Raw genomic sequence first — 21,664 nt, forward strand, 5'->3', positions numbered from 1 at the left:
GCTTGCTGCGCAGCCTTTCAGATCGTCCTCCACAATGGATCGGCATGTACCAGCCACGGATAGGGCGCCGGTTCGGTCCGCTCATGTGTGCTGCGCCAGCGGCGATCTTCCGTGAAGCGGCTTCAGGCCGCACCGACGACGGCCGCTTACGGGCGGCGCTTGGTCACGGAATTTGCCGAGCGAGTCCGTTCCCGTCGTTTCGTTCCTAAGATGGGGACGGGAGAGCAGGGGGGTAGACGTGTCAGCGCACCCCGCTGCTGCAAGACAAGGGGTGAGCTTGGTGACTTTGGTGAAATCTGCATGTTCGACCCTGCGCTATGGCGTTTCGGCCGCGGCGTTGCTGACCGCGATGGCGGTCCAGGCCCAAGCGCAGGACGCGACGCCGGCGGCGGTGGCGGAGGCAGCCCGCGCGGATGAGACCGCAGCGCCGCAGGCGCCGGCAGCGGCGGCCGTCCAGGATCAGCAGGCGAGCAAGCCCGCCGCGCAGGCCGATCCCGGCCAGGGCAACGAGATCGTCGTCACCGGCACGCTGTTCCGCGATTCCAACGCGACCTCGATCTCGCCGGTGACCATGCTGACCGCGGAGACGCTGGAACGCGCGAACATCACGACCGCGCAGGCCGCGATCCGCTCGGTGTCGGCCGACAGCGCCGGGTCGATTTCCACCGGCTTCCGTAACGGCTTCTCGGCGGGCGGCGCCGCGGTGTCGCTGCGCGGCCTGGGGGTCTCGTCGACCGTGGTGCTGATCGACGGGCTGCGTTCGGCGAACTTCCCGCTCAACGACGACGGCCACAACGCCTATGTCGATCTCAACTCGATCCCGTTCAGCATCGTCGACCGTATCGAAGTGTTGAAGGACGGCGCATCGTCGACCTACGGCGCGGACGCGATCGGCGGCGTGGTCAACCTGATCAGCAAGAAGCATTTCGAGGGCATCGAAGGGTCGGCCGAAGGCGGTACGACCGAGCAGGGCGATGGCTCGCATTATCGTGCGACGCTGACCGCCGGCTATGGCAATTACGAGGAGAAGGGCTGGAACTTCTACCTGAACGGTGAATACACCTATGATGGGTACATCAAGAACCACTCACGCGGCTATCCGTTCAACACGCTCGACCTGCGGCCCAGCGGCTTGGCCGACCGCAACCGCAACGACGACTCGCTGGTGGTGTCGAACCCGCAGGCGGTCGTCACCCGCGTGACGCAGACCGATCTCAACAATCCGCTCTCCGGCCAGGACGGTGCGCCACCCACCAATGAATATCAGTTGCTCAACCCGAACGCCTGCCCGCGCGGCACCTTCACGGTGAACACAAACGAGGCCCAGGGAACCGGCTGTGCCCACAACATCCCCGATGAGTATTTCATCGTCCAGCCCCGCCAGCAGCGGTATTCGACCACCGGTCGGCTTACCATGCGCCTCAGCGACAATCTGGAAGCCTTCGCGAGTGCCAGCTACTCCCATTCCGACGTCGGCATCGTGGACGTGCCTTCGTCCATCCTTCAGAACCAGCCGTTTGGCGGTTCACCCGCATTGTCTTCTAAGAACCCCGGCATCGTCCTGCCCGTCTATGTCTGCTCGGCGGGTGTGAACTGCGCCAACGCGGCCGACAAAAGGCTGAACCCAAACAACCCCTATGCGGCCGCCTTTGCCGAACACCCCGGCGATGGTGCCGCGCGCATCTATTATCTGTTCGGCGACATCCCCACTGGCAGCGAACGCTATGTCGACGTGTTCCGCGCCACGGGGGGCATTTCGGGCAATCTCGGCAATGGCTTCAGGTTCCGCCTGAATGGCGTCTACGCCCGCGACGATTTCAGCATCACGCAATATGGCGCCATCAACGTCCAGGGCCTGTTGAACGCGATCAACACGGGCGCGTACAATTTCGTCAATCCCGAACTCAACACTGCGGCCGTGCGCAGCCAGATATCGCCGAACCGCACCACGCCCTCCTACTCGACGATCGCGACGATCGGCGGCTCGATCATCAAGGCCGTGATGGCGCTGCCCGGCGGGGATCTCAACATGGGCGCGGGCTTCCAGGTGCGTCGCGAGACGCTGATGAACCGCAACCAGAACGCCGACCTCAGCTATTATGGGATGACCACGTCGTCCGCCCAGGGACGTCAGACCGTGACGGCCGGCTTCTTCGAGATCGACGCGCCGTTCGCCAACGAAGTCGACCTCAACGTGTCGGGTCGATACGATCATTATTCGCAGGGCTACAGCCACTTCTCGCCCAAGGTCGGTGTCAAGTTCACGCCGGTCGAGCAGATCGCGCTTCGCGCCACCTATTCGCAAGGGTTCCGCGCGCCGACCTTCGCGGAGTACAACCCGGCGAGCAGCTACGCCGGCTTCTCGCCCTTCACGCCGCCTAAAAGCTTCATCGAAGCGCACAAAAGCAATCCGGCCTATACGAGCACCTATATCCTGGGTACCGCGGCGCAGGGCGCACCCGAGATTCTCCCGGAAGTGTCGCGGAGCATTACGCTCGGTACGATCATCAAGCCGACGCGCTGGTTCAACCTGACCGTCGACTATTACAACATCAAGAAATCAAACCTCATCGTCAGTGGGCCTAAGGGAGCCGCCGCGATCGACGCTTATTATGGCCAGACCAACAAGGCGGACGCCTGCGCTGCGCTTGCTCGCGTGGGTGAAGGCTATAGATGCGATGTCGTCGATGCGCCCGATCCCTATAACCCGGGCGCCTTACCGCGACTGCTGGTGTTCAAGGCACCCTATGCCAACGCCAATTATCAGATCAGCTCGGGCATCGACATGCAGGCCAGCGCCAATGTTCCGCTGTCGGATGGCGTGCGCCTGATCAGTCGCCTCGACGTCACCCGCGTGCTTCGCCTCGATCTGGTGACCCCCGAGGGCGTGGTGCAGAAGTACGCAGGAACGCTGGGGCCGTACAGGCTGTCGTCAGGCGGCGGTACGCCAAGCATCCGCGGCAACTGGCAGAACGCGCTGGAGGTGGGCAAATTCTCGCTTACCACGACGGCCTATTATGTTGGGAGGATCAAACAGGTCGCGGCTGACCGGATCAAGCCCAACGACAGCGACGGGGTGATCGATCTGTCGTGCAAGAATACGTTGGCGCCGGTGCCGGACGGTGGCGACAAGAACAACCAATGCTATGTGCGCCCGTTCATCTACGTCGACCTGAACGCGGCTGTGGAGGTGAATGACCAGCTGCGGTTCTTCGTCAACGTACAGAACCTGACCAACGCCCGCGCGCCGCTGGCCTCGGGCGCCTATACGACCAACCCGAACTATCTCAACAGCTGGCACTATACAGGGGTCGTCGGCCGCAACTTCAGTGCCGGCGCGAAGTTCAACTTCTAACCCCGCGATGCGGACCGGTGCGCATCTGGCCGGTGCGTGCGGCGTCCTTGAGAATGGGTGGGCGGTCAGCGAGCTTGCCAATGGTGCGTGGATCGCATGGGGCGTCCGAGCCCTATCGGGCGGTCCCGCATCAGGACAAGTGCCGTTCGCAAGCGTCCTGGGGCGGTAGTCCCGATCGAGCTGCTGCTGACCGTTTCTACCAAGCTGGCAGCACCTATCGCTTGCGTTGGCGTTGCGATCTGCTGCCGACTGCAATCTTAGGGTGGGTATCGCCTGCCGCACGCCAGTCGCGATCGGACAACTGATTACGCTGGACGGCACCCTGCTTTGAGGAAGGGCTCCGTTGCTCGATCTCTCGCTCAAACCGCTGCGTGTCGGATCTGGGATTCGAACGGCGCTGGACCACTAATCCTGTTCGTCACCAGCCGCAGTTGCCGCCCGTGCAAGTCTATGGCGCCCACGGCCGCGCCGACCTGTTGCTCCTCGAGCGGCGCGTCTCCGAGGGACCGGGCTAACGACTGTGGACACCATTCGGTCACGCGTTTGGATTGACTTAGCGCAGGTCAAGGTGGAATTCGACCGGGATCGTCAATTCGAGCTGGTCCGGCCTATCCGGCGGGATCGCCGGCAACGGCTGCGCCCGCCGAAATGTTTCGAGCGCCGCCTGGTCGAGCGAGACGGACCCTGATCCGCGCACCACCTGCGCATCGAGTACCATGCCGGCACGGTTCATCCGGAACCGGACATGGACAATGCCCTGCTGCCGGGCGGCACGGGCGCGTGGGGGATAGCGGCGAAATCGCTCGAGATGCGCGAGCAGGATGCCTTCCCAATCTGGTCTGGCAGCGTCGGACAGGCGATCCATCACGGGCGCGGCGATCGTGCGCGGAGCGGTCGTCTGGACAACCGGCGGCGCTGGATCGGTCGGCGGCGTGGCCTCCGCAGGCCGGGTCGGGGCCGCGGGCGGCGCCGGAAGCGGGATGACAGGGACTGGCGCAGCCACTGTGCGGGTATCGGGCTTGGCCGCCTGCCGCTCGACCTGCTGCGGGCCGGGCGCGACATCGCGCACAGGCTCCGGAGGTGAGGCGAGCGGCATCAGGTTCACCACCATCGGCCGCGTGATCGGTGGCGCGGGTCGCACGATCGTCCAGGTGACGAGGGCACCGGCCAGCACCAGCGCGGCGATCAGCAGGGTGCCGCCGACACCGAACAGCCGGCTCGACCAGTCACTGTGCCGGTCGCAATAGCGCGCGTCACGCCGCCGGTCGTGTCCATCCATGATCGTCACGCCTCCATGCTCGGGCTAGGCCGGGTGACGATCCAGGCCGCGCTGCCGATCATCGCGGCTGCGACCGACATCGCAGCGATCTGACCCGGTCGCGCGGCAAGGCAGAAGATCGCGTAATCGTCCGTCATCTCGACACAGGCTGCGATGTTCGCGCGGCGGGGAATCGCCCGCTCCGCTCGCCAGGCGCATAGCGGCGGCTCACCTCGCGGATGATCGAATAACCAGCGTTCCCGCCGCACCGATGAGCGCGCGAAACAGGGCAGCGCAAGGATCAGGCTATCGGTCGTTGGCAGCAGCGGCACGAACAGGCCGACAAAGCTGATCCCGACCAAGAAGAGGCCGAGCGCCATCCGCAGAGTCCGGGTCGTGCGGCCCCGCGCGTGCCGAACCGACGCGGGTGCAGGGCGGTCAGCCGAGCCGTTGGTCGACATGGGCTTGTACCTGCGCAAAGGCAGCGGTGGCGCCGGTGATCACCCGCGCTTCATCTTCTGGGGCAAGATCGACCGCGTCGAGCGCCCGGACGAAGGCGCGCCAATGCGCGGCAGGGCCTTCCGGCGCAGGCGCGAGATGGCGCGCCCCGAAGCCGTCGGACAGGCCGAGCTTGGCGGCCTCCCTGCGCAGCAGCGCGGCACCCATCCGCGATCCCTCGGCGACGTACAGCCAGCCGAGCGCGGTCGGTAGGTCGATCGGCTTGTCGGCAGCGAAGATCGGCGGCGACTCCCCCGGCGGAACGGGCGCCCCGAGATCCGCCAAATCGAGCGCGAGCAGCGGTAATTGCCGCCGCAGCGCCAAGTTTGACAGCACGGCGCGCAGGGCGGGATCGGCATAGAGCGCGTCGATGTCCCGGTGGAACAGATACTGGGACGCAGCGAAGCGCGCATAGCCGTCGCGGGTGGCGAAGGAGGCGGCATTCATCACCGTATGATCGAGCCGTTCATGTGTCTCGCGGGTCATCGCGCGGAGGCGGAGAGCGCGGCTATCCGCGGGGATAGCAAGGTCGGGCAGCGGGCTCATGACGAAGTCTCCAGGGCGAGGGGAAGGAGGGCGTAGGTCAGAAAACATGGCTCAGCCTCAGGCTGGCGGTGGTGCGGTGCCAGGAGTAAAGCCAGTCGATATTGCTGGTGACCCGAGTGTGTTGGACGAGCAGTTCGGGAACGAGCCCGCGCAATTCCAGCGATGGGAAGCGGGCGATGCCGGTATAGACCTGTTCGCGATCGCTGCGTTTTGCCTCGAACGTTTCGCTATAGCCACCGTAGGCGCGCCAGCGCGTGGCGCCGATCAGGAGCACGGTCGCTGCGTGGCCGAGCGATTTGCTGACGCCCAACCGCGCGCCCCATTGCCGATAGGCGTTCTCAGCATTGGCGGCACGCTTGTCGACCATATCGCCGCCGCCGAGCAGCAGCCAGTCGCCGGGCAGCCCATACCAGCCGGTCAGGAACAGGTCGGCCTGATCGCCGTCCTGCGCGCGATACGCGCGCAATGGATAGGCGTAACGGCGATAATTGCCTTCCAGCTTGACCAGCGCTCTCGGCGATATGCCGTGCGTCCATTCGGCGTTAACGCCGGCGGCGTGGTACAGCAGCGAGGAGCCGAGCGTGCCGAGATCGACGGTCGGCGACACGGCGAGCGTATCGTGCGCAGTCTGATGCTCATAGCCGATCCGGGTGATGAGCGTTCCCTGCGAATAGCCATGCTGACCCGGGTAGACGTCGCCGAACAGCAGCGTGCGGGCACGCAGGCCGCCATGGCCGGCCAGGGCGAAACGGCGCGATAGGGCCGCCTCGATCGTGATCCCTGGCGCGCCGATCGGATCGGGGACCGTGCGCTCGAACAGGCAATTGCCGTCGGTCGTGGTGAACAGGCAGGTATAGCTCGCCGAGGACTGGTTGAGATTGCTGCTGTAGCCGGGGCCGATCGCGATACTGCCCTGCCAGCCGCTGCGCCGGCGCAGCGCGGCGAGGAACAGGTCGACCGAGCGGAGCACACCGCTGCTCTGGTCCGAGCCGGCGGCCAGCCGCGCGCGGACCGCCTCGAATGCGGCGCGTGCCTCCCGGTCCTTGTGGTCCTCGAACAGCAGCCGGGCGAGTTCGAGCTGGCCGGGCAGGAAATCGGGCCGTGCGGCGAGCAGCCGGCGATAGGCGCGTTCGGCATCGGCGAAATGCCCGTCCTGCCGGGCGAGCGCGCCACGGGCATAATCGACCAGCAAGGGGTCGGGTTCGGCGAGCTTTTCATAGGCTGCGAGGAAGCGGCGGACGTCCGCCCATTGCCGGTGCGACAGCGCGGCGTAGAGCGCGCGGCCGATATCGTCGGGCGTGGTGCCGACCGCATAGGTCTCGCCGTCCAGCGTGATCGACGCGGGCGCGCCGTCGAGCGCCGCGGCCTGTTCGCGGGTATCGGCGTCCTGTTTCTTGCTTTGCCGGTCGAGTTGCTGGTCGAGGCGAAGGCGCGTGTCCTGCCCCGGTTCGGTCTGGGCGAGCGCGGGCGTGGCGGCGCAGAGCAGCAGCGCGGGCAGAGGGCGGGGGAGACGGGGTCGCAAGTGCGGGGAGGCCTGTCGGGAGGGGAAAAAACGAAGGCCGGGCTTCGTCGAATACCCGGCCTTCGCCACGATCGGGCGATCAGTTCTTGGTGCCGCCGAAGGCGGTGTCGTACTGACGCGCCCCCGCGAACGCGGCGGTGCCGGCCAGCGCACTGCCGTTGGTGCCGAAGAACTGACCGTTCACCGTGCCGCCACTGGCCAGCGTGCTGCTGCCCTGCGAGGCGACGGCGCCCGAGCCGCTGATCGTCGTCCCGCGAATATCGGCAGTGCCGATGTCGACCTTGTAGCCGCCCGACGACTGGATCGAGCCGGTCAGTTCCTTGTTGGCGAAGTCGGCGGTGAAGGTGCCGGTCAGGATGCTGCGATTCTGATAGTCGCTGATCCCCTTCACCGCATAGGTCGCGGTCCCCGCCGTCGGCAGCGACGACGATGCGCCGGTGCCGCCATAATAGACGGTGTGATCGCCCGCCGTGGCGCTGCCGGTCTGCGACCATTCGCCGAAATAGACGTCGTGCGAGCTGACCTGCGCGAAGTCGAAGCGGCCGTACGCATTGTGGCGGGGCGTGGTCGTGGTCGTGTCGGTATAGGTGACCACGCCGTTCAGGTCAGCGGGAATGACGTTCTGTAATCCGCGGAAGTCGACATATTTACCGTTGTCGAGGTTCGGCACATGAATGCCGACCTTGCCCGACGTGTGAGGGCCGCCATTGACCGTGCTTTCGCCGATCTTCACCTTGTCGGTATCGCTGGACCCGCCAACGATCTGCGCCTGTGCCGTACCGGCTAGGACGGCCGAGCCGAGCAATGCGAGGCCGAGGGCTTTGAGATGAGCGTACTTCATTCTACGTCTCCTGCGGTTGGAGCGCCTGACCATTCAGGCGCATTCATCCAGGGTCGTCTTCGTCATCCCGTGTCTTGCAAGGATAGAGGGATGCGGCGGCGGCCCTGAATTGCGGATCAGAACCGTCCCGTCAGACTGACTCGCACGGTGCGGCCGGGGGCCGGCATCATCGAGCGCGAAAGGGGGTCCAGATAATATCGGTCGTTGAGATTGGTCCCAACCAGTTCGGCGGCGAACCGGTCGTTGAACCGGTACCGGGCATAGGCATCCACGGTTAGCGTCTCACCCCAGACATAGGGAATGTTGAGCGCGCAGCCTCCTCCGGCACAAACGGCGCGGCTGGTGAATTCGTAGAGTTGCGGATTGTGGTACTGGTTATACCATGACATCCGGCCGCCCAGTTCGAGCCGTCTTTCAAAAAAGCGACCACCGAGTGACCAGTTGATGCTGTCCTTCGGTGTTGCCTGCGTCAGCAGGTAGCTGACGACGAACCCATAGTTAACGCAATCGGGAACACGCCCTTTGTCAGGGTCGGTAAGTATGGCGACTTCGGCATCGCAAACCTTATTGACAGTCATATGACCGGCGCTGATCTCGGTGAAGAAGCCACCGTTGTCGTAACGTGCCTGTAGTTCAAGACCGCCGATCAACTGGCGATCGATATTGCTGAACATCAGGCTGCTGTCGCGATCGATCACGTCGTGCGTGAGGTTGCTGTACCAGGTCAACTTGAGGTCGGCATGCTGATCGTCGCCGGTCAGGCTGAACAGCGGTCGCAGATCCTGAATGGCTGCGGCTTCCCAGCTATACATATGCTCGGGCTTCAGCTCGCGTCTCAGGTTGACCGAGGCGGAGAAGCCGACCGTGCTTTCGAACATGCTGGGAAAGCGCCACGCCTCGGCATAGCGGACATAGACGCGTGTGCTGGCGGTCGGATTAAGGGTGGCCGATAAATTGGGCGCCCAGCCATCGCCTCGTCTGCGTTTCGCTTCGGTTGTAAAAACCCGGCCCTGAACTAAGCCTGACCGGCAGCTATCCGAAAGGTAGTTGGCGATCTGGTTGACGTCGCCATTCAGACAGATATTGGTGTACCTCGAGTATTTCCCGTTCGCATCAGCATCCCATGGAGCCTTGCGTTCGATGTCGATCGGAAAGGGCTTGGCTCTGTATTCGTTTAGTTTGCGCTGAATCGCCCTTTCGGTATAATCCTGCGAACGAAGAAAGGCTTCATATACATCAATCCCGAATTGCCTCGTCTTATAGGTTATGTACCTGGACACGGGGACGACATCGAAAATCGACCCACCCTTACGCCGGATATATTCCGGCAGGAAATCGTCCTGCGCCCAGAATTTGGCATAGGTCAGTCCGCCGTTGACCTTGAGGAAGTCGGTCGGCCGCCATTCGCTTTTCAGATCGATACGCCATTCCTCGCGCCGCCCGGCGCGCGGGAAGGCGCGCCAACCGTTGGCGATCGCGGTCGAATAGCTATCGTTGGAGGCAAGTTTCTCATGCTGCCAATTGCCCTCAAGCAGCAGGTCGAGGCGCGAGGCGAGCCTGAACTGGTTGCTGCCCGAAAAGCCGGTGCGGGTGTTGATCGCATTGGCGACCGCATTGTTGACGATGATCGGGTCCTCGTAGGACGCCGCATTGGGAAAGCCGCCCGAAGTATAGGTGTCGCTGACCGTATGCGTTCGCCAGCCGGACAGTTTCAGGTCGATCCAGCGGCTGTCCGGCTGCCATTTATAGTCGGCGTTCCACGCCTGCGCGTGCACCTTGCTCAACGGCCATTGTGCGTCGCCGAAATAGCCGTTCCCGGCGTAGAAGATACGCGATGGCATGATCTCGCCGAACCGCGACTTGCTGTCGCGGAAGCCGATCTGCAACGCGGCATCGGGCGCGACGTGCCAGCCTGCCTTGAACAGCCAAGATTCGGATTCGGTCGAGGTATTGGGGATTTCGTTGCCGGGTTCGTAATTGAGACCCAGTTTGCGGACATAGGTGGCGGCCTCCAGCTGGCCGTCACGCTGCTGGTAATAGCCCGGTTCGGTCTTGCCCGAAAAGTAATTGCCGCGCTCGCGATAGGCATAGGCGCCGAACAGGTCGACATCGCCCGTGCGCCCTGCGACGGCAATACGGAAGGCGCGGTCGCCCAGCGACAGCAGGTGATTGTCATCGTCGTGGCGTAGCGCGACGCGCAGCGATTTGTCGCAATAGGGGTAGGTCGGCGAGGGGAAATTGCCGGGGCAGACGAAATCCGGAACCGTGCGGTAATCCTTGCCGGTCAGCAGCGTCGGCAGGCGCGGGTCGGTGGAATTGTTGCCACCCTCCAGCTTCAGCTCGACGCCGATAGGCTGGCCGGGCTTCAGGATGTCACTGGCGTCCAGCGTGTTGACGACCACCGCGCCGCCGGTTGAGCCATGTACGCCGCGCGTCGAGCCCGGTCCTTTGAGCACCTGCACGCCCGCGATCAGGCTGGGGTCGATATAGCTGCGATTGCCCGCGCCGTTATAGCCGCGCCACACGACCAGCGCCTGTTCGGTGCCGTCGATGATGACCGGCACGCGGCCCGGACCCTGCACGCCGCGGATGCTGGGATCGAGAGCGCCGCCGTTGCGCGCGTCGCCGCTGAACACGTTGACCATGCCTTTGAGCACGTCGGCGGCGTTGACGCCCTTGTATCGCTCGACCTCCTCGCGTCCCGCGAAGACGCTCGACTGGTCCAGGTCATAGACCGCGTCGTGGCCGCGTGCGTCGCGTTCGGTGCCGGTCTCGCGCAATGCCGCGTCCGGCGTGGCGTCCTGCACCCGCAGCGGATCGAGCGCGATGGCACCAGCAGCCGGGGCCGGCGCGCGGACCAGCGTGACGATGCGACCTTCGACGCTGTAGGTGAAGCCGCTGCCCGCCAGCAGGCGGCTGAGCGCCTCAGTCGCAGTCATCGTGCCGGTGACCGCTGGCGCGGACAGGCCGCGCACATCCTCCGCGCTGACGCTGACCTGAAGCCCCGCCTGTCGGCCGAACTCGACCAAAGCATCGGCCATGGTCGCTGCGTGAATGTCGAACGCTTGCGCCGCCGCAACGGCTTGTGCATGCACCGCTTGCGGCAACAATCCCGCCGCCGACACTGATGTCAGCAATAGGCAGATCACCGAGCCTAACGACCTGCAATGTCCGAATGTTTTCCCCGACGTCACGCGTCATGTCCCCCGCTAGAGCCTCATACGCCCACAATGCTACTGCGATGCGTTCGCATTTATAGGACGAACAATGCCGGGACTTTTCCACGGAAAAATGCGCGGGTCGGTAGATTCCGCCGCCCGCAGCGCCAAGATACTGAGGCATAGGAATAATCAGCGACGGATCAGTCCGCCGTCACGATCCTTAGCCGGGATGTGATCCGGTCGATGCGGATCGGCCGGGCGCGGGCAAGCGCCGCCAGCGCGTCATCCGGGTGGCGCAGATCATACACGCCGGTCACCCGGTCGCGGGCAAGTCCGGCGCCACGCGCAACGATGTAACCGGGATACCAGGGTCGGATCGCGGCGATGACCTCTCCGACTGGGCGGTCGTTGACGATCAATTGGCCGACCCGCCAAGTGGCGATCCGGTCGATCTGGATGGATCGCCGCTCGGGCTTGATCGCCGCGCCGAACGCGATCACCTCGCCTGCTCTGAGCCGACCGAGTTCATGCTGCTGTCGATCCGCGACGCTGACCAGCCCCCGCGCGACTGCGACATGGGTCGGCTCGCCGGCACTGACCTCGAACGCGGTTCCCCGCACGCTGACCAGCGCCCGGTCGGTTTCGACGCGAAAGGGACGGGCCGGGTCATGCGCGACGTCGAGAAAAGCGGTGCCGCGCAGCAAGGTCAGGCGGCGCTCGTTCGGGCGGGTGGTGAAGGTGATCGCCGTACCGGGCGCAAGCCAGGCGTGGCTGCCGTCGCGTAGCGCGATCACCTGAACCTGTCCGGCCGGCGCAATGGCTTGCGCCGTCACCCGGATGCGGAGGTCCGGTCCGGTCGCCCATGCGACGCAGGCGGTGATCCCAATGGCGATCGCCATGCGCGACCTGATCCGGAATGGGCGGGTCCGTGCTGAACCGAGGACAGCATCCTGTCGAGCCGTTCCGACGCGGCTCCGGTCGGCACCCGCGACGCCCACCGATGCGTCGAGGGCGCGCATTTCGTCCCACGCCGCGCGATGCAGCGGCCCGGTGGTGAGCCAGAGGGCGAATTGCGCGCGCAGGGGGGCGTCCTCCGGATCGTCGGCAAGGCGCACGAACCAGATCGCCGCCTCCCGGTCGATTCGTTTCCGATCCTCTCTCGGGGTCATGACGCCAGCGGCTTTCCTTGCTGATGAGCACCGTCCAGCACTCTGACCGATAGGACGGATGACGCCTGCCTATTTCCAGCGCAATCGTGCGGGACTATCCGGTCCGTCTACGTGCCTCCCGGCATCGCTCAAGGCCTTCGACGACCAGTTGCTGCGCCAGACTTTTGGAAATTTCCAGCCGCTCGGCGATGTCCACCAGCTTCATGCCATGGACCCGATGCATCAGTAACGCCTCGCGCGTTCGCCGGGGTAGTCGTTCGATCGCGGCTCCAATTGCGAAAAGCTCGCTGGTCGCCTCAACCCGTGCGTGGGCCGAGGGTTCGTCGCTTGGCACGGATGCGGCCGCGTCGCCCCCGTCAGAAGCAAACAGCCGCTGCTCAATCCGGCGACGGCGGTAGCCATCCATGACGAGGTTGCGCACGATCCGGAACAGGAAGCCGCGCGGCTCCGCCGAACGCTGGGTCGGGCCGGCTCGATTGAAGCGGAGCCATGTCTCCTGGATGATATCCTCGATATCGGCGACATCGGCGGCGATCGCGCGACCGTAGCGGAGCAAGTCTGGGCGCAGCGCCAGGAACAGACTGTCACGATCGATGTCCCCGAGCGTCGCGCTGCCTACCTTTCCCGCCATGCCGCGCATATAGCAGATGCCTTATTGCGACCCAATCGCAGAAATCGTCGACGAGGCAGTGCATAGGAAAGAAGCAACGGCTTCAGGGGCAGCGTGAGGTGAAACGAAGCTGTTTATGCCAACGGCGGGTCGGGCCGGAATGCACGCTCCAACCAGGCAGGCGTTCCTCGACATGCTATGTCTGCCGAGTTCGAGACGAACCCGCGGCGAAAAGCTGCAGCCGGGAGCGCCGAGACGACGCGGCGTCTACTGGCCAGGATCGATCCGAGTCCGGTGCACGCTTTTCGCTGCGCACAAGTATGTGAGGCATGACGAAAATCTTGGTGGGCCCGGCAGGACTCGAACCCGCAACCTAGCCGTTATGAGCGGCCAGCTCTAACCATTGAGCTACAGGCCCCACCTCGGGGATCGCTAGCGCAACCCGCGGCAAAGAAAAAGACGGTGCGTCGCGTCGTGCGCAACGAAAAGGGCGCCTCCCATGCGGGAAGCGCCCTTCGAGATCGTGCAACAGCATGATCGGCGCGCCGGGCGGACCCGACGCAGCGCGATTACATGTTGTCGGCCTTGGCCTCGGCTGCGTCACGGACGTTGTCCGCTGCGGCGTTGGTGTTGTCGGCAACGTTCTCGAGCGCGGCAGCGGCCGAAGCGTTCGAGGTGTTGTCGGCCAGCGCGTCAATGTTGTCGGCCTGCGCCTCCATGTTGTCGGCCAGCATGTCACCGTTGTTCTCAACGGCAGCAGCTTCAGGCGACTTGTTGCAGGCAGCGACGGACATCAGGCCGGCGGCAGCGAGAACGAAAGCGATCTTCTTCATTCGGTTGCTCCCAAGCAAAGCAAAGCAAAATCGCGGCCGGCCCGATCGCCGTCGCGAGACAGCCCAAATACCGCACGACTTCCCCCGGTCAATCAGGAAATTCACCTAGGGGAAAGGTTCCGGCATTCGTCGGCGGTCAGCGCCGCGGCGTGACGGGCCCGATATCCTCCGGTGCGTTGGCCACCACGGCGAGCATCGTCGTCCACGCGGCGACGTTCTGGCGGAGCTGTTCCGGGTCGATCCGTTCGAGCGTATCGTCGGGCGTGTGATGCGTTTCGAAGTAGCGCGTGCCGTCCTGGTTGAGGTCGATCGCCGCGACGCCGAGCGCCAGGGTCGGGCCGACATCGGTGCCGTCGCCGCCCACCGCCGTGCCGCGGCTGATGCCGAGCGGTGCCAGCGCGGTCTGCAGCCGGTCGGCGATCGGCTTGGCGCTGTCGGGCAAATTGACCTCGTAGCGCCAGATGCGGTCGGCGCCGAAATCGCTTTCGCCCGCGGTCGCGTGACGCTCGCTGCCGTGCACGCGTGCATAGTCCTTGCCGCCATAGCCGCCCGGCTCCTCGGCCCCGAACCAGACGACGCGGATCGTCCGCTTCGGCCGCGGCCCGTCGAGCAGGCGCTTGGCGGCGGCGGTCGTGATCGCGATGCCCGAGGCGTCGTCGATCGCGCCGGTGCCGAGGTCCCAGCTATCGAGATGGCCGCCGACCAGCACGATTCCCGCCTTGGGGTCGCTGCCCGGCACCTCGGCGATGACGTTGCCCGACGTGCCGGTGCCGGCGAAGCGGGGCGTGAGCACCAGCTTGAGCGTGATCGTCTGGTTGCGATCGGCGATCCGTTCGAGCAGGTCGGCGTCGCTGACCGACAGCGCCGCCGCGGGTATCGGCGTCACGCCGTCGGGGAAGTTGGTGACGCCCGTGTGCGGGTTGCGATGATGATCGGTGCCGATCGACTTGATGATGATCGCCGCCGCACCCAGCCGCGCCGCCAGCGCCGGGCCGACGAAGCGCGCGGGGCCATAGGCACCATAGCTCGATCCGTCCTGCGTCGGCACCATCGCGTTGCCGACATAGACGATCTTGCCGCGCACCGCCGCGGCCGGCGCGTTGGCGAGGTCGCCATAGCTGCGGAAGATCGCGACCGGCGCGGTGAGGCCCGCCGCCGGCGTCGCGCCGGAATTGCCGAGTGCGACCAGCTTGAGCTTTTGCGGGAAGGGGGCGAGCACCTCGGCGCTCTCCTCGCCGCGCAGCCAGACCGGCATCTGATAGGTTTCGACGTGCACGTTCTTGAAGCCCAGCGCCTTGAGCTTGGCGACGCCCCAAGTGCGCGCGCGTGCTTCCGCTTCGGTGGCGGCGAGGCGCTGGCCGACCTCGGTGGTCAGCCCCTCGACGATGTCGTAGGCCAACTCGTCCTTCAGCGCGGCGTCGCGCAGCGTCGCGACCCTGGGGTCGACCGGCGCCGGCTGGGGCGGTGCGGTACGCTGCGCCGACAGCGTGGTGGACGAGGCAAGGGCCAGCAAGGCCAAAGCGATACGCGTCATTCGGTGGTTCCCCTGTGTCGTGTCGGCGAAGGTGTGAGCGATGGCCCCGCCGGACACAAGCCACCGCGCCGCCCGGCGGCGGCATTTGCACGGGGGGCATCGGATCGCTACATGCCGCTTCAAGATTTCCCGTCCTTATCGATCAGGAGCCGTCGGCATATGGCCGTCCAGTATACTTACGTCATGAAAGGTCTGACCAAGACCTTCCCGGGCGCGAACAAGCCCGTTCTGAACAATATCCACCTGCAGTTCATCCCGTCGGCGAAGATCGCGATCATCGGCCCCAACGGTGCCGGCAAGTCGACGCTGATGAAGATCATGGCGGGCATGGACCCGGACTTCACGGGCGAGGCCTGGGCGGCGGAAGGCGTGCGCGTCGGCTACCTTGCGCAGGAGCCGCAGCTCGATCCGACCAAGGACGTGATGGGCAATGTCAAGGACGGCGTCCGCCCCGTCGCGGACCTCGTCGATCGCTTCAACGCCATCTCGGCGGAGATGGGCGATCCCAAGGACGACACCGACTTCGACGCGCTGATGGAGGAGATGGGCGAGCTGCAGGCCAAGATCGACGCGGTCGACGGCTGGACGCTCGACAGCCAGCTCGAACAGGCAATGGAGGCATTGCGCTGCCCGCCCGGCGATGCCGACGTCACCCGCCTGTCGGGCGGTGAGAAGCGCCGCGTCGCGCTGTGCAAGCTGCTGCTCGAAAAGCCCGACATCCTGCTGCTCGACGAACCGACCAACCACCTCGACGCGGAGAGCGTGTCGTGGCTGGAAAACTACCTCAAGGAATATACCGGCAACGTCATCCTCGTGACGCACGACCGTTACTTCCTCGACAATGTCGTCAACTGGGTGCTCGAGCTCGATCGCGGCCGCTATTACACCTACGAGAGCAACTATTCGGGCTATCTCGAGAAGAAGGCGAAGCGGCTCGAGCAGGAGGAGCGCGAGGAGGCCGGCAAGCAGAAGGCGATCGCCGACGAACTCGCCTGGATGCGCCAGACGCCGAAGGCCCGCCAGACCAAGTCGAAGGCGCGTATCCGCGCGTTCGACGAGCTGATGGCGAAGCAGGAGAATCGCGTCGCCGGCAAGGCGCAGATCCTCATCCAGCTGCCCGAGCGGCTCGGCGGCAAGGTGATCGAGGCGAAGGGCCTCACCAAGTCGTACGGCGACAAATTGCTGTTCGAGAACCTGGACTTCACGCTGCCGCCGGGCGGCATCGTCGGCGTGATCGGCCCGAACGGCGCCGGCAAGTCGACTTTGTTCAAGCTCATCACCGGGCAGGAACAGCCGGATGCGGGAACGATCGAGGTCGGCTCGACGGTGAAGCTCGGCTATGTCGACCAGAGCCGCGACGATCTCGATCCGAACAAGAACGTCTGGCAGGAAATCTCGGACGAGCTCGAGGTGTTCCGCTTCGGCAAGCAGGAGCTGGGCACGCGCGCCTATGTCGGCGCGTTCAACTTCCGCGGCCCCGACCAGCAGAAGAAGGTCGGCCAGCTCTCGGGCGGTGAACGCAACCGCGTCCATATGGCCAAGATGCTCAAGGAGGGCGGCAACGTCCTGCTGCTCGACGAGCCGACCAACGACCTCGACGTCGAGACGCTGCGCGCGCTCGAAGAGGCGCTGGAGACGTTCGCGGGCTGCGCGGTGGTGATCAGCCACGATCGCTTCTTCCTCGATCGCCTCTGCACGCATATCCTCGCGTTCGAGGGCGACAGCCACGTCGAATGGTTCGAGGGCAATTACGAAAGCTACGAGGAGGACAAGCGCCGTCGCCTCGGCGATGCCGCGGACCGGCCGACCCGGCTGGCGTACAAGAAGCTCACGCGCTGAACGGGCAGGGGGCGGCTTCGGCGACGGAGCCGCCCCCTCCTCCCACATGCCGTTGCCGTTTGCTTCAGGCGATCGCAGCCTCGCGGCGTTACGCGTCCTGCCCTGACAGACGATCGGTCGACACCGTCAGGCCGGGGATCGTCAGGGCGGTGATCGGCTCGCCGAACGACATGCGCCGCGCCGTGGCGAAGCCCGCGCCCTTCGGATGGGCCATCTGGTGGATCACGCCGTCCTTCACGTCGACCACCCAATATTCGGGGACGCCTTCCCGTGCGTAGATCTTCCGCTTGCGGCCGAGGTCGTTGCGCAGCGTCGTATCCGCCACCTCGATGACCAGCGCGAGTGAGGCAAGCGGGATCAGCCCGTCGCCCTCCGGCTCGGTGGTGATCGCAATGTCGGGTTCGGGAACGTTATGCGGCGGCATCGCGATCGAGCCCTCGACCAGCGCCTCCAGCCGTCCATCGATCCGGTCGAGCGCATCTGCCAGCATTCGGAACAGGCGTGACTTGATCCGTGCGTGCGGTCGATGCTGCGCGTTCATATGAACGATCTCGCCATCGATCAATTCCGTCTTGCCATAGGCGTCGAACGCCCCTGCCGCATCGAGCGCCAGATAGTCCTCGACCCGCAGCTTGACCCGCCGGGGGGTGGTGATGAGCGGCGCCAGTCCAGTCATGACGCCGTTTTACCACTGCGGCGGCGGCGACGCTACCGCACCCGCTTGACGAAGATGCGCCCGTCCTCGCGCCGCTCGGTCTGGAAGTTCGGCACGGCCTGGATGAGGTCGGACAATCGCTGATAGCCGTAGTTGCGCGCGTCGAAGCTCGATCGGTTGCCGGCGAGCTGGCCCATCGCCGACAGGCTGACATAGCCCTTCTCGTCGCGCTTGACCGATTGATAGGCGTCGATGAGGAGCGCGATCAGCTCGGGATCGATCGGCTTCTTCGCCTTGGGCGCGGCTATCGAGGGGGGCAGCGATTCGCCGATCGGCACGTCGACGTTTGCCGGCTTGGCCGCGACGATCGCCTCGGCCTTCGCCTCGCTGACCAGCGCGCCGACATCGATGAAGCGCGTGCACGCCTGTTTGAACGCCTCGGGCGTCTTGAGATTGCCGAAGCCATAGACGGGAATGCCGTCCTGGCGGATGCGCATCGCCAGCGGCATGAAGTCGCTGTCCGACGACATGATGCCGAAGCCGCCGATCCGCCCGCGGAACAGCAGGTCCATCGCGTCGATCGTCATCTTCATGTCGGTCGCGTTCTTGCCCTTGGTCAGGTCGAACTGCTGCTGCGGCTCGATGCCGTGCTTCAGCGTCATGTCGCGCCAGCCCTTCAGCGCCGGCTTCGACCAATTGCCATAGACCCGGCGGATGTTGACCGTGCCGAGCTCGGCCAGCACGGTCAGGACGGGGTCGATCGCGTGCCAGGAGGCGTTGTCGGCGTCGATCAGCAGGGCGATATTGCGATTGTTGTCGTCGGGCATCCGCCCGGCCTATCAGAGCCGGGTCACGCCTGCCAGCGCATCGCATCGATGCTCCAGCGCCCGCCGCCGGCGGCGGCAAGGTACAGGAACGCAAAGCAATACAGGATCGCCGCCTCGCCGCCGTTGGCCAGCGGCAGCAGGCCCTGCGGCGCATGCGCCAGGAAATAGGCGACCGCCATCTGGCCGGACAGCAGGAAGGCGACCCGGCGCGTCGCCAATCCCAGCGCGATCAGCGCCCCGCCGACCAGTTCGAGCACCCCCGCGACGGTGAGCAAGGGGTTGAGCGGCATCGGAAAGGGCGGCAGCGCGAAGAACTTCGACACGCCATGGCTGAAGAACAGCAGGCCGAAGACGAAGCGAAATACGCTGAGCAGCTGGGGCGACCAGCGGGCGGGGAAGGGCATGACGGGGGACCTTTCGTTGTCGGCCCGAAACATCGGCCATCCCGCCAGTGGCGACAATGCGAAGGGCCGAAACGGTCCGTTGCGGATCACGCCTCGGGATAGCGAACCGCGATCACCTCATACTCCTTCTCGCCCGCCGGCAGCAGCACGCGGCGCAGGTCGCCGGCGGTCGCACCGCGCAGCGCGCGCGCGATCGGCGCGTTCCAGCCGATCCGGCCAGCGCCCGCCTCGGCCTCGTCGTCGCCGACCAGCGTCAATATGCGTTCGTTGTCGTCCTCGTCGGCGATCGTCACCGTCGCGCCGAACCAGACGCGGGTCCGGTCCTCGGCCCGCGCCGGATCGACGACCTTGGCCGCCTTCATCCGCTTCGACAGCCAGCCGAGCCGCCGGTCGATCTCGCGCAGCCGCTTGCGACCGTAGATATAATCGCCGTTCTCCGACCGGTCGCCATTGCCCGCCGCCCAGGCGATCGTCTCGACCAGCGCCGGCCGCTCGGTGCCGAACAGACGCTCATATTCCGCGCGCAGCACCGCATAGCCCGCGGGGGTGATGTAATTCGGCCGTTGCTCCATCGCCATGGCTCAGCCCGGACGGCCCTTGCCGAGGTACCAGCTCGTATTCGCCGGCCCGCGGCTCTTCGCGCGCGCCGGATTGATGAGGTCGTAGACGACCGCATTCTCGATCACGCGCTGCACGTAGTTGCGCGTTTCCTGATAGGGGATCGCCTCGATCCAATCGACCATGTCGACCGCGCCGGTGCGGGGGTCGCCGTTGGCCCGCAGCCATTTGTTCACGTTGCCGCCACCCGCGTTATACGCCGCGATGGCGAGCGGATAGCTGCCGTAGATGTTGAAGATGCGCTGGAAATAGCTCGATCCCAGCATGATCGACAGCTTCGGGTCGGTGGTCAGCGACGCGGGGTCGTAGGCGATGCCGATCTTGCCCGATTGCTCGCGCGCGGTGGCGGGCATCAGCTGCATCAGGCCGCGCGCGCCGGCATGGCTGACCGCGGTCTTGTCGAACTGGCTTTCCTGCCGTGCGATCGCGTGGATCAGCGTCCAATTGTCTTCATAGCCGGCCGGCACCGCCACGGTCGGGAAGCCCGCCGCGGAATAGTCGCTCAGCCCGTTCTGCATCGCGCTGCGCCCGACCAGCACGCCGAGGTCGGGGCGCCCGATCTGCGTCGACAGCTCGGCGGCGAGCAGGTGATCGGTTGGCGTGGTCGCATCCGCGGCGATCTGGCGGATGAAGGCGGTCTGGTCCTGCCACTGGCCGATCTGACCCAGGAAGCGCGCCGCGCGCACCGTCTCGCGATTGGCGAACGCCTGCCGGACCTCGGGCGCGATCGCCGGGGTGCCGATCGCCGGCGGCGCGACCAGCGGTCGGCCGGTCCGCTCCAGCGCCAATTGCCCGTAGAACTGGTCGCGATAGGTGGCGGCCTGGGCATAATAAGCCGCAGCCTCGGCCGACTTGCCGGCGGCCTCGGCGGCGCGACCGGCCCAATAAAAGCCCTTGGCGCGCGTCTGCGGCGCCTGCGATCCGCGACCGTAGCGCTCGAACATCACCATCGCATCCGCCGGCCGCCCGAGCTGCTTGAGCGCGGTCTGCCCGGCAAGCCAGACGAGGCTCGTATAATCGTCGCGCTCGCCATAAGGCTTGGTGGAGACGTCGGTGCCGGCGGGATAGGCATCGTCGACCTGCCGCGCGATGTCATAGGCGAGCTGATACTGGCCGTCCGCCGCCGCACCGCGCGCATTGGTCAGCAGCACCTCGTACCACGCCTCGACCGCGCCGGGCCGCGAGGCGAGGCTGCGCGGCCGCGCCAGCCAGTTGCGCGCGGTCGGCGAGGCGCCCGAATTGCGCAGCCACACCGCGCGATCCGCGACATAGCCCGGATCGCTGGCGAACTGGTCCTGCGTCCGCATCGCGAGGTCGGCGGCATTGGCGGCGTTGGTGCGGAAGGCGAGCCGCGCCTCGAACACCGGCCGTCGTGCCGGGCTGGTATAGACGATCTGCCGCGCGGCGACGCCGGTCGCATTCTGCCACAGCAGCGCGTCCATCCGCGCGTCGTGATCGTCCGGCGTCAGCGCGCTGGCGAAGCCGGTCAGGATCGTCGCTTCGTCGTTCGCGGACAGCCCGCCCTTGCGCCAGGCGGCGCGCGCCGCGGCCTGTGCCTCGGCGACGCGACCGATCGCCTGATAGGCGCGTGCCTGCGCGACGAGCCCCGCCGCCGACTGCGGCGGGAAGCGGGTGAAGAAGGCGAGCACGCTGTTGGGCGAGGCATTGGCCGCCTGCCGTTCCGCGGCGCGGCGGTTGGCGGTCTGGCTGGGCCAGCCGGGATGCGCCATCAGGAAGCCGGCATAGCTGTCGAACGGCAGCGCGTCGGTCTGCTGGATCGTCTTCCACTGCGCGATCGCGGCGGCGATCGCCCCGTCGGCGGGCGATTGCGGCGCCTGCGGCGACATGTTCGCCATCTGGGTGCGATAGCGTTCGAGCGCGTCGGGGCTGCTCGCCTGATTGCCGGGCAGGAGCTGCTGCTGTACGGGCGCCGCGGTCACTCCGGCGAAGGCGGCTATGAGGATCGAGATCGGCAGGCTGGTCGGGTGCATGTG

At 65.8% G+C, this 21,664-nt stretch carries 17 protein-coding genes, 1 tRNA gene and 1 pseudogene; 2 read left to right on the plus strand and 17 right to left on the minus strand.

What is annotated here, in order from left to right; all coding sequences use genetic code 11:
- The first annotated feature begins 289 nt into the window (after positions 1 to 289).
- The gene (locus HD841_RS07225) at positions 290 to 3,355 is read left to right on the plus strand and encodes a TonB-dependent receptor domain-containing protein (protein ID WP_179508228.1); all 3,066 of its coding nucleotides are present in this window, start codon (positions 290 to 292) and stop codon (positions 3,353 to 3,355) included.
- 553 nt (positions 3,356 to 3,908) lie between these two features.
- Here HD841_RS07225 and HD841_RS07230 read toward each other — a convergent pair.
- From HD841_RS07230 to HD841_RS07280, 12 genes and pseudogenes are all read right to left on the minus strand, one after another.
- Positions 3,909 to 4,634 carry an energy transducer TonB gene (locus tag HD841_RS07230; RefSeq protein ID WP_179508805.1) on the minus strand — a complete coding sequence of 242 codons (726 nt, stop codon included), beginning with the start codon at positions 4,632 to 4,634 and terminating at the stop codon, positions 3,909 to 3,911.
- A gap of 5 nt (positions 4,635 to 4,639) precedes the next feature.
- Positions 4,640 to 4,993 (minus strand): YbaN family protein, encoded by a 354-nt coding sequence (locus tag HD841_RS07235; RefSeq protein ID WP_257015339.1) that lies wholly within the window; start codon positions 4,991 to 4,993, stop codon positions 4,640 to 4,642.
- 58 nt (positions 4,994 to 5,051) lie between these two features.
- The gene (locus HD841_RS07240; protein WP_179508230.1) at positions 5,052 to 5,657 is read right to left on the minus strand and encodes a biliverdin-producing heme oxygenase; all 606 of its coding nucleotides are present in this window, start codon (positions 5,655 to 5,657) and stop codon (positions 5,052 to 5,054) included.
- Positions 5,658 to 5,694: 37 nt separating this feature from the next.
- Positions 5,695 to 7,179: a surface lipoprotein assembly modifier gene (locus tag HD841_RS07245; protein ID WP_179508231.1), complete on the minus strand. Its 1,485-nt coding sequence runs from the start codon at positions 7,177 to 7,179 to the stop codon at positions 5,695 to 5,697.
- Between the two features lie 79 nt (positions 7,180 to 7,258).
- Positions 7,259 to 8,020, minus strand: a complete 762-nt coding sequence (locus HD841_RS07250) for a Slam-dependent surface lipoprotein (RefSeq protein WP_179508232.1) — start codon at positions 8,018 to 8,020, stop codon at positions 7,259 to 7,261.
- Between the two features lie 116 nt (positions 8,021 to 8,136).
- Complete coding sequence (locus HD841_RS07255; RefSeq protein ID WP_179508233.1) at positions 8,137 to 11,061, minus strand: TonB-dependent receptor; 2,925 nt, start codon at positions 11,059 to 11,061, stop codon at positions 8,137 to 8,139.
- A 320-nt stretch (positions 11,062 to 11,381) separates the two neighbouring features.
- Positions 11,382 to 12,080 (minus strand): FecR family protein, encoded by a 699-nt coding sequence (locus HD841_RS07260; RefSeq protein ID WP_257015340.1) that lies wholly within the window; start codon positions 12,078 to 12,080, stop codon positions 11,382 to 11,384.
- Between the two features lie 120 nt (positions 12,081 to 12,200).
- Positions 12,201 to 12,350, minus strand: a pseudogene (locus HD841_RS20980) (FecR/PupR family sigma factor regulator); the annotation flags it as partial.
- Positions 12,351 to 12,444: 94 nt separating this feature from the next.
- Positions 12,445 to 12,990: an RNA polymerase sigma factor gene (locus HD841_RS07265; RefSeq protein ID WP_218845456.1), complete on the minus strand. Its 546-nt coding sequence runs from the start codon at positions 12,988 to 12,990 to the stop codon at positions 12,445 to 12,447.
- Positions 12,991 to 13,302: 312 nt separating this feature from the next.
- Positions 13,303 to 13,378: transfer RNA gene (locus HD841_RS07270), tRNA-Ile, on the minus strand.
- Between the two features lie 151 nt (positions 13,379 to 13,529).
- A complete protein-coding gene (locus HD841_RS07275; protein WP_179508235.1) occupies positions 13,530 to 13,793 on the minus strand; it encodes a hypothetical protein in 264 nt (87 codons plus the stop codon).
- A gap of 136 nt (positions 13,794 to 13,929) precedes the next feature.
- Entirely contained in the window at positions 13,930 to 15,327 is a 1,398-nt protein-coding gene (locus HD841_RS07280; protein WP_179508236.1) for a M20/M25/M40 family metallo-hydrolase, read from the minus strand.
- Between the two features lie 159 nt (positions 15,328 to 15,486).
- Between HD841_RS07280 and ettA the strand changes: the two genes are divergently transcribed.
- A complete protein-coding gene (gene ettA, locus HD841_RS07285) occupies positions 15,487 to 17,166 on the plus strand; it encodes an energy-dependent translational throttle protein EttA (protein WP_179508237.1) in 1,680 nt (559 codons plus the stop codon).
- A gap of 88 nt (positions 17,167 to 17,254) precedes the next feature.
- Here the strand turns inward: ettA and HD841_RS07290 are convergent, their stop codons facing one another.
- The 5 genes from HD841_RS07290 to HD841_RS07310 all read right to left on the minus strand — a co-directional run bounded on the left by HD841_RS07290 (position 17,255) and on the right by HD841_RS07310 (position 21,661).
- Positions 17,255 to 17,842, minus strand: coding sequence for a Uma2 family endonuclease (locus HD841_RS07290; protein WP_179508238.1), 588 nt, complete (start codon positions 17,840 to 17,842; stop codon positions 17,255 to 17,257).
- Positions 17,843 to 17,874: 32 nt separating this feature from the next.
- The gene (locus tag HD841_RS07295; protein ID WP_179508239.1) at positions 17,875 to 18,648 is read right to left on the minus strand and encodes an NYN domain-containing protein; all 774 of its coding nucleotides are present in this window, start codon (positions 18,646 to 18,648) and stop codon (positions 17,875 to 17,877) included.
- A gap of 23 nt (positions 18,649 to 18,671) precedes the next feature.
- Positions 18,672 to 19,052: a DoxX family protein gene (locus HD841_RS07300; RefSeq protein WP_179508240.1), complete on the minus strand. Its 381-nt coding sequence runs from the start codon at positions 19,050 to 19,052 to the stop codon at positions 18,672 to 18,674.
- 86 nt (positions 19,053 to 19,138) lie between these two features.
- A complete protein-coding gene (gene greB, locus HD841_RS07305; protein WP_179508807.1) occupies positions 19,139 to 19,624 on the minus strand; it encodes a transcription elongation factor GreB in 486 nt (161 codons plus the stop codon).
- A 9-nt stretch (positions 19,625 to 19,633) separates the two neighbouring features.
- Positions 19,634 to 21,661 (minus strand): lytic transglycosylase domain-containing protein, encoded by a 2,028-nt coding sequence (locus tag HD841_RS07310; protein WP_179508241.1) that lies wholly within the window; start codon positions 21,659 to 21,661, stop codon positions 19,634 to 19,636.
- Between the last annotated feature and the right edge of the window lie 3 nt (positions 21,662 to 21,664).

It is taken from the genome of Sphingomonas melonis (assembly GCF_013409985.1).
In the GTDB taxonomy this organism is placed as follows: Bacteria; Pseudomonadota; Alphaproteobacteria; order Sphingomonadales; family Sphingomonadaceae; genus Sphingomonas; species Sphingomonas melonis_A.